13 protein-coding genes and 1 tRNA gene are annotated in these 15,799 nt (G+C 32.0%); 8 read left to right on the top strand and 6 right to left on the bottom strand.

From position 1 onward, the window contains the following. Positions 1 to 10: 10 nt before the first annotated feature. The 4 genes from L3X37_RS05240 to L3X37_RS05225 all read right to left on the bottom strand — a co-directional run bounded on the left by L3X37_RS05240 (position 11) and on the right by L3X37_RS05225 (position 6,898). Positions 11 to 1,897, bottom strand: a complete 1,887-nt coding sequence (locus tag L3X37_RS05240) for a RagB/SusD family nutrient uptake outer membrane protein (RefSeq protein WP_237239119.1) — start codon at positions 1,895 to 1,897, stop codon at positions 11 to 13. Between the two features lie 19 nt (positions 1,898 to 1,916). Further along, a complete protein-coding gene (locus L3X37_RS05235; protein WP_237239118.1) occupies positions 1,917 to 3,350 on the bottom strand; it encodes a SusC/RagA family TonB-linked outer membrane protein in 1,434 nt (477 codons plus the stop codon). Then, positions 3,283 to 5,397: a SusC/RagA family TonB-linked outer membrane protein gene (locus tag L3X37_RS05230; RefSeq protein WP_237239117.1), complete on the bottom strand. Its 2,115-nt coding sequence runs from the start codon at positions 5,395 to 5,397 to the stop codon at positions 3,283 to 3,285. The genes L3X37_RS05235 and L3X37_RS05230 overlap by 68 nt, the downstream gene beginning before the upstream one ends. 340 nt (positions 5,398 to 5,737) lie before the next feature. Further along, positions 5,738 to 6,898, bottom strand: coding sequence for a FecR family protein (locus tag L3X37_RS05225; RefSeq protein ID WP_237239116.1), 1,161 nt, complete (start codon positions 6,896 to 6,898; stop codon positions 5,738 to 5,740). 119 nt (positions 6,899 to 7,017) lie between these two features. Here L3X37_RS05225 and L3X37_RS05220 point away from each other — a divergent pair, with 119 nt between their 5' ends. Further along, positions 7,018 to 7,620 (top strand): RNA polymerase sigma factor, encoded by a 603-nt coding sequence (locus L3X37_RS05220; protein WP_237239115.1) that lies wholly within the window; start codon positions 7,018 to 7,020, stop codon positions 7,618 to 7,620. Between the two features lie 71 nt (positions 7,621 to 7,691). On the opposite strand, the gene L3X37_RS05215 is transcribed toward L3X37_RS05220, so the two are convergent. Both L3X37_RS05215 and L3X37_RS05210 read right to left on the bottom strand, forming a co-directional pair. Continuing rightward, entirely contained in the window at positions 7,692 to 8,465 is a 774-nt protein-coding gene (locus L3X37_RS05215) for a phage integrase SAM-like domain and Arm DNA-binding domain-containing protein (RefSeq protein ID WP_237239114.1), read from the bottom strand. A 227-nt stretch (positions 8,466 to 8,692) separates the two neighbouring features. Further along, positions 8,693 to 8,767 (bottom strand) — tRNA-Pro (locus L3X37_RS05210). Between the two features lie 136 nt (positions 8,768 to 8,903). On the opposite strand from L3X37_RS05210, the gene L3X37_RS05205 reads away from it, so the two are divergent. From L3X37_RS05205 to L3X37_RS05175, 7 genes are all read left to right on the top strand, one after another. Then, a complete protein-coding gene (locus tag L3X37_RS05205; RefSeq protein ID WP_237239113.1) occupies positions 8,904 to 11,192 on the top strand; it encodes a TonB-dependent receptor family protein in 2,289 nt (762 codons plus the stop codon). 27 nt (positions 11,193 to 11,219) lie between these two features. Next, positions 11,220 to 12,344 carry a PQQ-dependent sugar dehydrogenase gene (locus L3X37_RS05200; RefSeq protein WP_237239112.1) on the top strand — a complete coding sequence of 375 codons (1,125 nt, stop codon included), beginning with the start codon at positions 11,220 to 11,222 and terminating at the stop codon, positions 12,342 to 12,344. A 6-nt stretch (positions 12,345 to 12,350) separates the two neighbouring features. After that, positions 12,351 to 12,767: a c-type cytochrome gene (locus L3X37_RS05195; RefSeq protein WP_237239111.1), complete on the top strand. Its 417-nt coding sequence runs from the start codon at positions 12,351 to 12,353 to the stop codon at positions 12,765 to 12,767. 66 nt (positions 12,768 to 12,833) lie between these two features. Next, positions 12,834 to 13,439 carry a uridine kinase gene (udk, locus tag L3X37_RS05190; RefSeq protein WP_237239110.1) on the top strand — a complete coding sequence of 202 codons (606 nt, stop codon included), beginning with the start codon at positions 12,834 to 12,836 and terminating at the stop codon, positions 13,437 to 13,439. Then, positions 13,439 to 13,765: an FtsB family cell division protein gene (locus L3X37_RS05185; protein WP_237239109.1), complete on the top strand. Its 327-nt coding sequence runs from the start codon at positions 13,439 to 13,441 to the stop codon at positions 13,763 to 13,765. Before udk ends, L3X37_RS05185 begins: the two co-directional genes overlap by 1 nt. Continuing rightward, positions 13,758 to 15,128, top strand: coding sequence for a methylmalonyl-CoA mutase subunit beta (locus L3X37_RS05180; protein WP_237239108.1), 1,371 nt, complete (start codon positions 13,758 to 13,760; stop codon positions 15,126 to 15,128). The genes L3X37_RS05185 and L3X37_RS05180 overlap by 8 nt, the downstream gene beginning before the upstream one ends. A gap of 20 nt (positions 15,129 to 15,148) precedes the next feature. Further along, entirely contained in the window at positions 15,149 to 15,787 is a 639-nt protein-coding gene (locus L3X37_RS05175) for a hypothetical protein (protein WP_237239107.1), read from the top strand. Positions 15,788 to 15,799: the final 12 nt, after the last annotated feature.

Here is a 15,799-nt window from a genome sequence, read left to right as displayed (position 1 = left end):
ACTTTTTATATTAATTCCACCCTGGGTTTTGAGTAAGCGTGGTTCCATTTTCTCCATAGAGATCAATTTGACTACTTGGAATAGCATTCAAATAACTTCTCGGATCTACAAAATACCCTTGTCCGCCTTCAATAAATTCAGGGATTTTAAAAAAGGGATTTATCAATCCGTTAGGATCTGCCTTTACATCTACATCAGCTGTTATTTGAAACGGAGTTGCCGATCCTGTTAGGCCATCTGCAATTAATTGTGCCGGATCATTAAAGTAATCTAAAAATTCTTGTAAGTGAGCTCCTTTAGGCCGATAGCCATTAATTGCGCTTTCAAATATTGCCCATCGTTTTAAATCATTTATCCTAAAGCCTTCGTTTACAAATTCAATAGAACGTTCTCTACGTATTTCATTAACAATATTAGTTCCTGATGGGTCAAACCCTTCAGTGGCACTATAACTAATCGCCCAAGAATTAATAGCATTTAAGTTCATTGCTGGTGCTCCCACGCGTCCTCTCAACACATTTACAGTAACATCTATATCAGACTGCGTAATAGTTCCTAAAATAGCTTTTGCTTCTGCCATTGCCAATAGAGCTTCGGCATACCTAATAAAAATATCATCTGCTGTTCCTGCACGATATCTTGTTACATCACCTAAAACAGCACCTTTCCATTGTCTATATCCTGTAGATGTAGAATTCCCTGCTGTGGGTTTTATATTAGGGTAACGAAAAGGAGAATCTCCTTGACTCGTTCTTCCTGGTAATAGGTTCATAGGGCCTCTGTCCGGAGTCCATATGGTCTGTTTAAACCTTGGTTCCAAATTTTGTCCTTTTTCATTAAGTGTGGTTAAAGGTCTAGCACTTAGACTTTGCGGTATTCCATCGGCATCCAGATATAAATTCACTAGACGGTCTGTAAATCCAGGTCCAGAATCAGTAATGTTATTATAAAAGTTATGACTGTTGGTCGTTATGATTTCCGTATCATAAACTCTATACCAAAATACCCCGGGAGTAGATTCACCATTTGTTATGGCAAACAATTGATTATATGGTTCATTAAATATGCCTCCATTGGTATAAATACTACTACCATTTTTAGCAATTAATTGCTGTACTGTTGGCTCTACCATTTGTAAAAAGGTTGTCCCATCACTATTTGGTTCTGAATGTGGTGTCGCATTTTGTGCATGATAATACTGCCAAGTACCTTCAAATAGTGCTACACGAGCTTTCATTGTAAGTGCGGCATCTTTATTTATACGTCCCGCAACCGCTGGACCTGTTCCTTTCCATGATAAATTAACAATGGCGGAATCTAAATCTTTAAGAATAAATTTAGCTACTTCAGAGCGAGAATTCCTCTCTTTAAATAGTTCTTCATCTCCAGTTCCTAATGCTTTATCTATAATAGGAACACCTCCAAAGTTATTTAATAAATTAAAATAATGCCATGCTCTAAAAAAGTAACCTTCTCCAATAAAATGATCACTGTTATTGTCTCGAGAACCTAAGTTAGTAGTAGAATTTTCAATAAAAAAGTTAGTCCTTCTAATATTATCATAAGCAGTATTCCATGTACCACTATTTATAGGAGCAATACCAGAATCTCCTTGTTGAAATAATGATCCCGTGGGGCTAAAATTGTTAATCATAAAATCAGAACCAATATCTTCTCCTTTATTATTAGATCCTGCAAGGCCAGCTTGAAAGTCATAGCGAGGCATAGTTGCACCATATAATCCATTTACATAAATTTCTAAATCAGCATTACTACTAAAAAAAGTATCAACACTTAAATCATCTAGTGGCACCCTATCTAAAAAATCTTTACTACAAGCAGTAAGGGTAATACATGCCAACAATACTAATGTAATTTTATTTATATATATTTTCATAATTATAGTTTTAAGTTATTTATAATCCAATATTCAAACCTAATGAGAACGTTCTTGAAGGTGGGTAACCTTCTCCTGAAGATGCTGCAAGTAACTGTGGATCTAATTTTATAAATGATTTGTAGAAAATAAACCCTAGGTTCTCACCACTAGCATAAACATTTAGGCTTCGAAGCCCCATTTTTTGCACGAGGTGGGTTGGTATATTATAACCTAATCTAATGTTCCTGATTCTTAAATGTGCTAAGTTTAATAAATATTGATCTGTTGGTAGTCTGTTTTTTCCGTGATAACCATTTCGTGGTAAAAATGCTCCAGGGTTATTGGCAGTCCAATACCCTAGGTCTGTAGTTTCCTTGAAAAATGGCGCAAAAAATACACTCCCCCCTTGACCCCATATATATTGGTTCCCACTAAACCTTTTCCAATGTCCAACCCCGTCTGCATTCATTGAAATATTAAAATTGTTCCATTCTGCGGTCAACGAAAAGCCATACCTGTATCTCGGGTAGCTATAGCTATCTGTTAATGTTCTATCACCCAAACTATACCATACACCACCATTTCCTTGGTTAATAACACCATCTCCGTTGGTATCTTGTATTGAAAGATCACCTGGATAAATCCATGTGCCAGTATGAGGTACAATATTATTTAATTGTGTGCCATTTTGGATAATTCCATTTGATGTATATAGTCTGTTCTGTCCAAATACCTCTCCAGGAGTCCATTGCCCTCCAATAGCCCCAGTACCATTATGCTCATATTTTGTAACATAACCTACATAATCATTCATTCTAGCACTTAAGCTATATTTAAATGGTTTACCTAATACACTAAAAGATTGGTCTTGCCATTTTACACTTACCTCCCAACCTCTGGTCTCAGATTCGGAATTATTGGTAGCTGGAGGTGTTGTTCCTAATACTTCTGGCAATGGGTTTGGTGGCCCGGATTGATCTCTTGTGGTACGTTGGTACCAATCATAATTCAGCTCTAAACGATTGTTAAATGCTAAAACATCTAACCCAATTCCTATAGAGGTTGGTTTTTCCCAAGTAAGGGTTTCAGGAACTATGGCAGGTATTCTAGCTGCCGTAATTGTAGAACCTCCTAAAGCAATATTGTTAACTTGGTTAACTGGAATAGTAGGAGAAAATAAATAAAAATTATTATCACCTCCCAAAGCATTTACATTAGCATTTCCGGAAGTAGCCCAAGAGCCTCTAATTTTGAAACCGGAAATAACGTCTTTAACAGGCCAGAAATTTTCTTTCGCTACATTCCATGCTCCAGAGAATGATGGAAAAAACCCCCATCGCTTATCAGCTCTAAACCTTGAAGTAGCATCATATCGTCCGTTAAACTCCAAAAAGTACTTTTGATCATAGTTGTAGGAGAAGCGTCCAAAGTAGCCACGAGTGGCCCAATCTAATAAGTCTGTCTGTAGCATTATCTATATCTCTCGATGTTCCAACAGTTGGAATAGCCGGAGATAAAAAATTGCTGGAATTAACTTGTAACTGGCTTAAATTATTTTCTTCTTGTTGGTAACCTGCCAATACATAAAAGTTGTGTTTTTCCGCAATAGTACGTTCATAAGAACTAAATAGGTTCACAGTACTATAGGCTGTGTTTTGTGTGCGTTTAATTAAGCTGGATCTGGGTGCTGATCTTTGCGTGCGCACTTCTTGACCATTAGGTAGTACCTGAAATACTGGCAGTGTAATTCTTGTAAAATCATTAGTATTAGCTCTCCAGGTATACTGTCCCGTTATTTTCCATCCTTTCAATGGTTTAAGTACCATCTCTCCAGATAAAGTTATATCATTTCTTTTAACACCTTCACTACCGCCTGGGCCTAAGGTGTTCGCCGTTGTATTAAATCGATAAACACTTCCATTGGGGTTGTGGGTAGGAAACCATGGGTAGGAACGTGCTATAACATTCCAAATTGTTCTATAGTTTCGACCTTGTCCCAAAACATTAGGACCTTCTTCTTCTGTTCTTACATAATTAGTACTTAATTTTACTTGCATCCAGTCTGTTACATCGGCTGTATACCTACCTAAAACAGAATAACGATCTTTATAATCATCAATACCTTTAAATATCCCATTAGTCTCGTTATAACCCAAGCCCATATAAAATGAAGTTGTTTCACTACCTCCAGAGACGTTAAGGTCATGCTGTTGGCTAAATACGGCTTTTTTAAGACCCTCATCAAACCAATTGGTATTGGCAAATCCATTTTTCCAAGCTGCCCATTGGGTAGGATTAAGAGCAAAAGTACCAAAAGGCACATGTTCAGGATCTAATCCATCAAAAATGGGATTGCTAAAATCTCCAGCTCCAAAAGCTCTGGCTCTGTCTATATTTAGTTGTGGATAAAAATCTGGTCGGTTATTGTTTCTAAACGCATTATTTGTGAATTCCATATGATCCCAACTATCGTTGGGTGTTGGTTGGTTGGGATTTGTAACAATTCTTGTATTACTGGAATAGTTAATTTGGAACTTTTGGTTTTTCTTTCCGCCTTTTGTTGTAATCAAAACAATACCGTAAGGTGCTCTAGACCCATAAATGGCGGTAGAAGCAGCGTCTTTAAGCACAGAAATGTTTTCTACGTCATTAGGGTTTATATCATTGATATTTCGTTCTACACCATCTACCAAAACAAGTGGTGATCCTTGTTGGTTTATCCCAGTAAACCCACGAATGTTTAAATTAACACCCGCCTCTGGTGCTCCACTTGGCACGTTAACATTTAACCCTGCAACTAATCCTTGTAATCCATCTCCTAAAGAACGTAATGGTCTTTGTTGAATCTCTTCAGCAGATATGGTAGCAACAGCTGTGGTTAAGTTAGATTTTTTTAGCGAACCAAATGCTACCACTACTATTTCGTCCAATCCAGTTGTGTCTTCTTCTAATACTACAGATATATTAGTCTCTTTATCAACAGTTATTTCTTTTGTAGCATAACCTATATAAGAAATTACAAGTATTGCATTTTCATTAGTAGTCGTTAAAGAAAATTTACCATCAAAATCTGATTGTGTGCCATTTGTAGTTCCTTTTTCAAGAATTGAAGCTCCTGCTAAGGGAATTCCGCTAGCATCGATTATAGTCCCTGAAACTTGGAATTGCTGTATTTCCTTTATAATATTTAAAGCTTTTTCTTTATTTAAAGCTTTTTCTTTTATAATGATACTATTATCTTCTTCAATCTCAATATCAAGATTCCCTTGTGACAAACTACGTTTCAGTAATTTGTTTGTTTTTATAATTCCTTTCTTTATTTGAACTTTAGGAAAAGTTTTAAATATCCCTTTTTCAAAAAAGAATTTATAGTCCGTTTGGTCCATAATTAGTTCAAAAACCTGCTCAACTGTTAAGGTTTTATCTTCTTCAACTACAATTTTAGAATTTTGAGAGACAATATTGATAGGTGTTAAGGAAAAAACCACTGCGCAAAATAAGAAAATGGATGTTCTCATAAGGTTCATTAAAAGTCGCTTTCTGAACAGAAAACAACTATTACTTAATATAATTTTCATAAATTTGTATGTTATTAGTTAGTTAGTTAAACATTATTAATTAATTGATAATAATTCAGCGGGGATATAGTTTTTTCTTTCACGGGCTAAACTTTATCCTCCTTTTTTAATTGTTTTTTTACTTCATAGGCGTTGTTGGTTTTAGTTTATTATTATTTAGAGTTTCTAAGTGTTATTTTAAATCATTGAACTCATCTTGACTTTTTGTGTATAGAAAACATATAAGTTTTTCATTTTTTTAAATTCTTAGATTTTTGGTAACTTATCAAAATCGGCTTCTCTATTCTAGTATTAAGGTTTTGTTATTTATTTTATAATTATTTATTGAAGCGGATTTCATAATTGATAAAACTCTCTCAATACTTTGAGTTTTATCTATAACACCTAAGAATTCGACTGATTCCAGCTCTTTATTCATAAAAACAACATCAACATCATACCATCTAGATATTACTTTCATGATATCTTTTAATGGTTTTCCTTTAAAACTAAATATTCCCTTTCTCCAAGATGTTTCAGAATTCACATTTACCTCAGTAATTTTAACCTCGTTAGTTTCTATATCTAAAATTGATTGTTGATTGGGTATCAAATTTTGTTTTATTCCTAAGCTACTCACTTCAACCTTACCTTCTATTAGTGTTGTATATATGTTTGATTCTTCTTTGTAGGCTTTTATATTGAATTCTGTTCCTAAGACTTCTACTTCCTGAGATTGATTAAACACCATGAATTTGGCTCCTTTATGTTGAGTACTTGGAGACACATCAAAATAGGCTTCTCCATACACTAATTCTACGCGTCTGGTTTTACCCTCAACAAAATTTACAGGATATTTTAACTGAGATTCTGAATTTAACCAAACTTGAGTGCCATCTGCCAACTTTATAAAATATTCACCGCCTCTGGGGATGGTTAGGTAATTATATACAATCTCCTCTGTTTTTTGTTTCTTTTCTTTATAAACAATCTCTTCACCATTACTGCTTACATTTTGTGTTTTAAAAGTATTGCCTTTCTCTAAAAGTACAGTTGAACCATCCTCTAATGTTAAGGTTGCTTTGTCTGTCCCTGGTTTAATATTTTCCTGAACGACAACAGTAGTATTTTCAATATCATTGGTTGATATTTTAACGATAAAAGGCAATGAAAATAGTAATGCAATAAGTGCGGCAGCACCTAATCTATAAAATGGATTTGACTTTATTATATATATTAAAGATTTGTTCTTTCTAATTTCATTAAATAATTTTTCTTTGATGTCTTCAACATCTGGCTCATTCATTCCTATAGTGATTTCATAATGTGACCTAACATAATCTTCGAATAAAGATTCATTTTTCGGATTTAAAATCCATTCTTTTAAATAATCTAAATCTTTACTATTTAAAGATCTATTTAAAAACTTGATAATTAATTTTTCTGTATTTTTATTTATCATATCCCTCTTCCTTATTAGTATTACAAAGCAAAATTGTTAAACCACTACTATTTATTTATTTTTTTTACATTTGCCTTAAAGTTTAATGAAATTCTATATTAAGTTAATAAAAATGTTTAATGAATTTTAAAGAAAATAAAATATTAGTAGAAGCTCTAAAAAAAGGCAAGAATGAAGCCTATTTATACTTAATTAACACTTACTCTAGAAGACTTTTTGCCTATGCATTAACTTTAATTGACGATCATGCTCTCGCTCAAGATATTTTACAAAATGTATATCTAAATGTTTGGAGACATCGAAAAAAGCTGAAAACAAAGTATACTATTCAAAGTTTTTTATACAAATCGATCTATAATGAATTTATTAATCAGCATAAACACAAGCAAGCTTTAAGTGTTTTAGAGGAAAAATATGCTAATTCACTTGAAAAAGTTGTCAATAATACTGAGGAATTAAACATTGATCGAATAATAAATCTTGTAAATAAAGAAATAGATAAGCTTCCTCCTAGATGTAAACAAATATTTATACTTAGTAAAAAAGAAGGGCTTTCTAATATAGAAATATCTGAATACTTGGGGATATCTATTAATACGGTTGAAGTGCAAATAACAAAAGCTTTTAAAGTTCTTAGAGAAAAACTCGGTGATAAGGTTAGACCCTTACTTTTGTTATTGTTTGGCTTCAAAAACGAAATTAGAAGATCAAATCTATATTGATATTGTTACACCATTTTAGCACAACTAATGGTTTTATTTATGATAATACTTATTATAGTTTCTCTTAATATCTAGGATATATAAATATAGCAACTGAATACAAAACAGTCTTTTATCCTCTGTAAACGTTCAATTGTAAATTCAGTGTCTTCTAATAACCCTAATTCTCTTTCGTTTAAATATGCTCTATCGTATTTATCATATTTTAGTTGAAATTGAATAAATGGGTTTTTATGCATCCATTCCAATTTTATTGCTAGGTTTATCATTTTCTTGAAACGTTCTAAATGTTTCATAACGCCATTATTGGATAACATCAATTGTTTTTTGGAGTTTTTATACGTTCTTAAGTATTGCTCAAAATCTGTGATGAACCTAAAGTTCAATTGTTTTAAATAACTTTTTTTCTTTTGTAAATACTTATTTAGGTATCTCTCTGTGGTGTAATAGTTCTTCATGGTTCCTGCTTTTAGAACATGCCCCATATTGTCATTGTGGTAAGCTATTAATTCTTTTAAGGTTTTGCTATTATCATCTTCTCCTAAATATCTTGACTTAATTGCTTCTGAAGATAATACCTTGTCTTCTGCTATCAGTTCTTTTTGGCACTCAAGTAGTTTACTATATACTTGGTCTAAATAGGTATTTAAGGCCTTTATTTTTTCTGAGTTGCCTCGACCTCTGTTCTTTGAGCTATCCCAATGATTCTGGAATACGCTTCTTTTTAGACTCATCTCTGCTCGTTTACCTTTTACGGTGATACGTACATAGATGGAAACTTCGTTGGGATTGCTTCTTGATTTTCTTGTAAAGAAAATAACTGTGAAAGTGCTTTTTGTTTTCATTTTAAATGACTTTTTGTTAAACAATAATTTGTAAAGACGAAAGTCAAATTATGTCTTAAAGCTCTTTTAAAATTACTACATTTTCAGTGAACAATTGCACACCGATTTGCACACCTTTTTAATGAGTTTAGATGCTTTTATTTGATGTCAAATAAAATGTGTAAAAACAAAAAACACTGATAATCATACGATTAACAGTGTTTTGATGTAACCTATTACTAGGTTCGTCGGGGTGGCAGGATTCGAACCTGCGACCTCCGCGTCCCAAACGCGGCGCGATAACCGGGCTACGCTACACCCCGAATTATGGTTATCTATAATGGGATGCAAATATAGTTTATTTATTCATTTTGGAATTACAATTTTTTAAAAAATATTTATAATTTAAAATGGTATTTTAGATCCAATAATTTCTTAACATTTACGGTGCAATATATATTGAAAAGCATATTTGTTTTTATTGTTTTTAACCTGTTTTTTACAAGTTATTGTCAATCAAAAATAACAGGAAAAGTAATTGAAAGCAGTAATAATACTACCTTAAGAATAGTAGAAATAACCAACTTAAGCACTAAAGAAAAAATAGTTTCAAAGTCTGATGGTACATTTGAAGTTTTACAGCAAGGGCTTTATTCATTTAAAAAAGAAGGTTACGAAATTAAAAATATAGAATTAAATTTTAACCAATACTACATTATTCAGTTAACCCCTAACCCATCTGAATTAAATGAAGTTATTGTAAATGCAAATCAAATCCCTAATAAACTTAAAAAGGAAACTGCTGCAATTAGTATAATTTCTTCAAAAAATATCCAACGTTCAAATCATATAAATTTTGCCCCTGTTTTAAACAGAACACCTGGAGTTTTTATGCAAAGTGGAGCTCTTAACACAAACCGGATTACAATAAGAGGTATAGGTTCTAGAAATCTTTTCGGTACTTCAAAAATTAGAGCTTATTTTAAAGACATTCCTTTAACTAATGGTAGTGGAGAAACTAACATTGAAGATTTTGAATTGGCATCGATTGCGCGCTTTGAAATTATTAAAGGAGCCGTTTCTAGTATTTATGGTGCCAGTCTTGGCGGTGTTATTCAATTAAAACCGCAATATGCTACTTTAAATAATACCGAATTAGATTCTGAAATTTCTTTTGGTTCTTTTGGCTTAATAAAAGGCATTATAAACATAAACCATGGCACAACCAAAAACAGTTTAAGAGCTATTTATAGTAATACGTATAGTGATAGTTATCGTGAAAACAATGAATACGACAGACAAACGTTTACATTTAATACCAATCATTTTATAAATAAAAACAACGAGCTATCATTTTTATTAAGTTATGTTGATTTAAAAGCTTTTATACCAAGCTCTATTAACGAAGATGCTTTTTTAAACAACCCCAAATCTGCAGCATATACATGGAATCGATCTCAAGGTTTTGAAGACTCAAAACGAGGCATCTTTGGGGTTTCTTGGAATCATGACTACAACAACAATTTAAAACAAGTTTCAAGTATTTTTACTTCTTTTAGAAATGCCCATGAACCTAGACCTTTCAATATTCTTAAAGAAAACATATTTGCCATAGGTTTTAGAACGCGTTTTTTAGGCACATCAAAATTATTTAATAAAAATCTAACATGGTCTTTTGGTGGTGAATTATTTAGAGACACATATAAGTATAAAACTTTTGAAAATTTATATGCCGATTTCCCTATTGGAACTGGAAGTGTTGAGGGTATTAATCTATCAAACTTTAAAGAAAAAAGGAATTACTACAACCTTTTTGCTGAAACTAACTTTGAAGCTTCAAACAAAACAACCATTTCGTTGGGCTTAAATTTAAATAAAACAGGTTATAATTTAGAAGACAATTTTACGGTTTCAAATCAAAACCCAGATCAATCGGGTAGCTTTAAATTTAAAAATATAATATCTCCAAAACTAGGTGCATCTCATTTACTTTCAAAAAACTTAAGTCTATTTACAAGTGTTAGTCATGGTTTTTCACCTATTTCACTTAATGAAGCGTTATTACCTGATGGACAAATAAACACGAAACTAAAACCCGAAACCGGTTGGAATTTTGAAATTGGAACTCGAGGAACAGCTCTTAATAATAAATTACAGTATAATGCTTCGGTTTATCGTTTAGATATTAAAAACCTATTGGTTTCAAGAAGGACATCTCAAGACGAATTTATTGGTATTAATGCAGGTAGAACGCAACACGATGGTTTAGAACTAGAATTAAATTACTTATGGCTACAAAACAAGTCTATTTCATTAAGTTCATTTCTAAATTACACACATAGCAACTATAAATTTAAAACGTTTTTTGATAACGACTATAATTTTTCTGGGAATGACTTAACTGGTGTGCCTGCTGAAGTTTTTAATACTGGCGTTGATTTTAAAACTAAAATAGGATTCTACGGAAATATTAATTACCAGCATGTAGGGCGCATACCTATAACCGATAACAATAGCTTATATTCAAACAGTTACAGTTTAACAAACCTTAAAATAGGGTATCAATTAAATGCAAATAAAAAGCTAAAATTAAATACTTTCTTAGGTATAAATAATATCTTTGATAAACATTATGCATCTCAAATTTTAATTAATGCCTCAAGTTTTGGAGGGAATGCACCAAGATATTATTATCCAGGAAATCCTATAAATTATTTTTTAGGGCTTAACATTAATTATATTTTTTGACAAAAACTTATTTTTAAAACACTTAAAATGAAACATATTCACTCTATACTAGTTATTGTATTTATTTCATTTACAGCATGTGCACAACAAGCTGAATCAGAAATAAAAGCAGAAGAGCCTTTAAACTTAAAATACACAACTGAAATTGTAGTTCCAGATTTAAATATTCCTTGGGGCATGACTTTTTTACCAGATAACAGCATACTTATTACAGAGAAATCTGGCGAACTCATTCATTTTAAAGAAGGAAATAAAATAACAATTGAAGGTGTCCCTGAAATTTATGCACGCGGTCAAGGTGGTTTATTAGATATTGAATTACATCCAGATTATATAAGCAATGGCTGGATTTATATATCGTATGCTTCGCAAGAAGGCGAAGGTGAAGGCGGAAACACAGCTATAACCAGAGCTAAATTAAATGGACATGCATTAACAGATAAACAATTAATATACAAAGCGAGCGAGAATACTAAAAAAGGGCAACATTGGGGCTCTAGAATTGAATTTGATGATGCAGGGTATTTATATTTTTCTATTGGAGACAGAGGCAACCGAGATGTAAACCCACAAGATATAACAAGAGATGGTGGGAAAATTTATAGATTAAATAGTGATGGAAGTATTCCTGAAGACAATCCGTTTGTTGATACTTCCGGTGCAATTTCAGCAATATTTAGTTACGGACACAGAAACCCACAAGGCATGGTGAAAAATCCATTTACAGGAGCTATTTGGGTAAATGAACATGGGCCTAAAGGTGGTGATGAGATAAATATTATTGAAAGCGGTAATAACTATGGCTGGCCTGTTATTTCTTATGGCATAAATTATAGCGGTACAACGTTTACTGATATTACCGAAAAAGAAGGTATGGAACAACCATTATTTTACTGGGTACCATCTATCGCTCCTAGCGGAATGGCAATCGTAAATTCAGATAATTATCCTGATTGGAAAGGAAATGTTTTAGTGGGCTCTTTAAAATTCAAATATTTAGAACGTTTAGTTTTAAAAGACAATAAAGTTATAAAACGTGAAAAATTATTTGAAGACATTGGTCGTGTTAGAAATGTAGTTCAAGCTCCAGATGGCTATATCTATGTTGCAGTTGAAGGAAATGGTATTGTAAAAATTGTTCCAGAAAAATAAATTTATATGAAAACAATAGCATTAAGTTTTATAAGCCTTTTTTCAATAATTGCTCTAAACATAAATGATGACATTTATCATAAAACAGACCCTTTAAAAGAAAGCATTGAAAGAGGAAGCGAAATTTATGCGGATTTTTGCGTAACCTGCCATTTACCAGACGGAAAAGGTGTTGAAGGCACATTTCCACCATTGGCAAATTCAGATTATTTAAAAAACAACAGAGAAGCCAGTATTAGAGGTGTTAAATATGGGCAAGATGGAGAAATTACCGTTAACGGAAAAACATATAATAGTTATATGGCTTCATTAGGTTTAGATGATAAAGAAATTGCAGATGTTATGAATTATATTACCAATAGTTGGGGTAATAAAAATGATAAAATAATAACAGAAGAAGAGGTTTCAAAGATTAAAAAATAAGTTATTTTTTATCATTTTAGATTTATCATTTAATTAACTTTGTAAAAGCCCCTTAAATAATAAATCATGCTAATAATAGGAATTGCTGGTGGTACTGGTTCCGGAAAAACAACCGTTGTTAATCAAATTTTAAATGAACTTCCCGAAGAAGAAGTTGGTGTTATTTCCCAAGATTCTTATTATAAAGACACCTCTCATTTAACTTACGATGAGCGTGTGAAAATTAATTTTGATCATCCAAGGTCTATCGATTTTAATTTATTAGCAAATCATTTACAAGATTTAAAAAAAGGGACACCAATACATCAACCGGTATATTCGTTTGTAAAACATAACAGAACGGGTAACACCATATTAACGCACCCAAGAAAAGTAATGATTGTTGAAGGTATTTTAATACTTACAAACCCTGAATTAAGAGCTATGTTTGATATTAAAATATTTGTACATGCTGATAGCGATGAACGCTTAATCCGTAGGTTAAAACGTGATATTTCTGAGCGTGGTCGAGATTTAAACGAAGTACTTTCGCGTTACCAAAACACGTTAAAACCGATGCACGATCAGTTTATTGAACCCATGAAGGAATACGCAGATATTATTATACCAAACAATAAATACAATACAGTTGCGATTGATATTGTTAAAACTATTATTAATGAAAAATTGTAATGGCACAATTCAAAAAAAATAAATACTTAAAACCTTTTAAAAATTGGTTTATACTCATCCTTTTGGGTTTTGCAATTTGGATGCTATTTTTTGATACAAATTCTTGGCTAATTCACCATGAGTTAAATAACGATATTAAGGCTTTAGAAAAAGAAAAAGAATATTACAAAAGAGAAATAGAAAAAGACAATAAAACTATAAAAAAACTGAGCACAGAAGAAGGTTTAGAAAAGTTTGCTCGAGAAGAGTATTACATGAAACGCGACAATGAGGAAATTTTTATAATTGAATACGAAGACAGTTTAAAGACAAAAAAAGATGACTAAGCAATTGTTTGATGATTTTAGCTCGGTATCGGCAAAGCAATGGAGGCAAAAAATTCAAGTCGATTTAAAAGGTGCTGATTATAATAATACCCTTATTTGGAATTCTAACGAAGGAATTTCAGTAAAACCTTTTTATCACGCTGATGAGTTTGACACGTATCCAAAGCCATCAAATACTAGAGCTACACAATGGAAAATTTGTCAATCTATTTTTGTTGCAGATGTTAAAAAATCTAATCTAAAAGCTATTGACGCTATTGAAAGAGGCGCTGAAAGTATTAAATTCATTATTCCAAATGATTCCATTTCTATTGACGATTTATTGAAAAACATCAACTACGCTTCTACCCCTATTTATTTCGATTTACGGTTTTTAAATGAAAATTATGTCAAACAACTTTCTGTCATTCCTGCGGAGGCAGGAATCCAAGTCCAAACAGACATCATTGGAAATCTAGCGCGAAACGGCAACTGGTTTAACAATTTAAAAGACGACCATAAACACTTTGAATCTATCGTAAAAAGCACAAATAGTTTTAGTGTAGATGCATCCTTATATCAAAATGCAGGTGCTAATATGGTACAACAATTAGCTTATAGTTTAGCACATGCCAACGCGTATTTAAATCATCTAGAAAGTGTCATTGTGATTGAAGCGAAGCAATCTTTAAATATCAACTTTCAAATTTCAGTTGGTACCAACTATTTCTTCGAAATCGCAAAACTCAGAGCACTAAGAATGCTTTGGGGCACTTTGGCTTCAGAATACAATATTAATAACGATTGCCATATTTTTGTAACACCAACACAACGCAACAAAACGCTTTACGATTACAATACCAATATGTTGCGCACAACAACCGAATGCATGAGCGCTATTTTAGGTGGTGCAAATACCATTTGTAATTTGCCTTACGATACTATTTACCATAAAAATAATGAATTTGGCGAGCGCATTGCCAGAAATCAATTACTTGTTTTAAAACACGAAAGTTATTTTGATAAAGTTAACAACCCTACTGATGGCACATATTATATTGAAAGTTTAACCCAACAACTCGCAGAAAAAGCTTTAGATTTATTTAAAGATATTGAAGCTAATGGTGGATTTTTAAAGCAACTAAAGGAAGGCACTATTCAACGTAAAATAAAAGAAAGTGCAAATAAAGAACAGCAACAGTTTGATGCAGGTAAAGAAGTCCTTTTGGGAAGTAACAAACACCCAAATGCTAACGATAAAATGAAAAATGAACTGGAGTTATATCCGTTTGTAAAAACCAAGTCGATAAAAACACTAATAGAACCCATTATTGAAAAACGACTTGCAGAAACATTAGAACAAAATCGATTAAAAACTGAATAATTTTAAATTTTTACTAAAAAATGAAAACACAATTTTTAAAACTTTTTTTATTTACATTAACTTTTAGTTTAACAAGTTGCAACCAAGAAAACACATTATCTGAGTACAAATATGCTGATAAAGGATTAGTTTTAAGCTGCGAAAATGTAAACTCTAAATTGTACAGCGAAGCTTTATTTGCTTTTGAAAATGATATTTTAAATTATTATAAAAAAAATAACACCAATTCTTCATTATTACAGGCTTATAGTCAATTTTTAAGAAATGCTGTTTACGGAAAATTAAAATTTGAAGATATTGTATCACCACATACAGTAAAGGTTTTTGAAGCTCTTAAAAAAGAAGACAACTTATGGGTTGCCAACAACCCACAAAGCTATCTCAATTACAAGAGTCCTTTGGTAAAATGTATTGGCATTAATATGCAAAATAAAGATTTAAAAACAACATTTAATGCACTTATTGGCATAAACAACATGAGTCCTAGACTCTTTGGCACTCCGTTAATGTCTAATTACCGAGATCTTCTAAAAGATAAATATTTAGCCGCTTACGTAGCTCTCGATTTGTATTACGCAAAGCTGTTTAATAAGGATTTATCAAAACCAAATATTGAAAAACCAGCAGAAAAAGTAGATTTTAATAAAATACCACAATAGTAAAATTAGGTA

This window comes from Wocania arenilitoris (assembly GCF_021728535.1).
Classification (GTDB): domain Bacteria; phylum Bacteroidota; class Bacteroidia; order Flavobacteriales; family Flavobacteriaceae; genus Wocania_A; species Wocania_A arenilitoris.
Note: the sequence above shows the minus strand (reverse complement) of the source record. Positions and strands in the feature narration are given on the sequence as shown.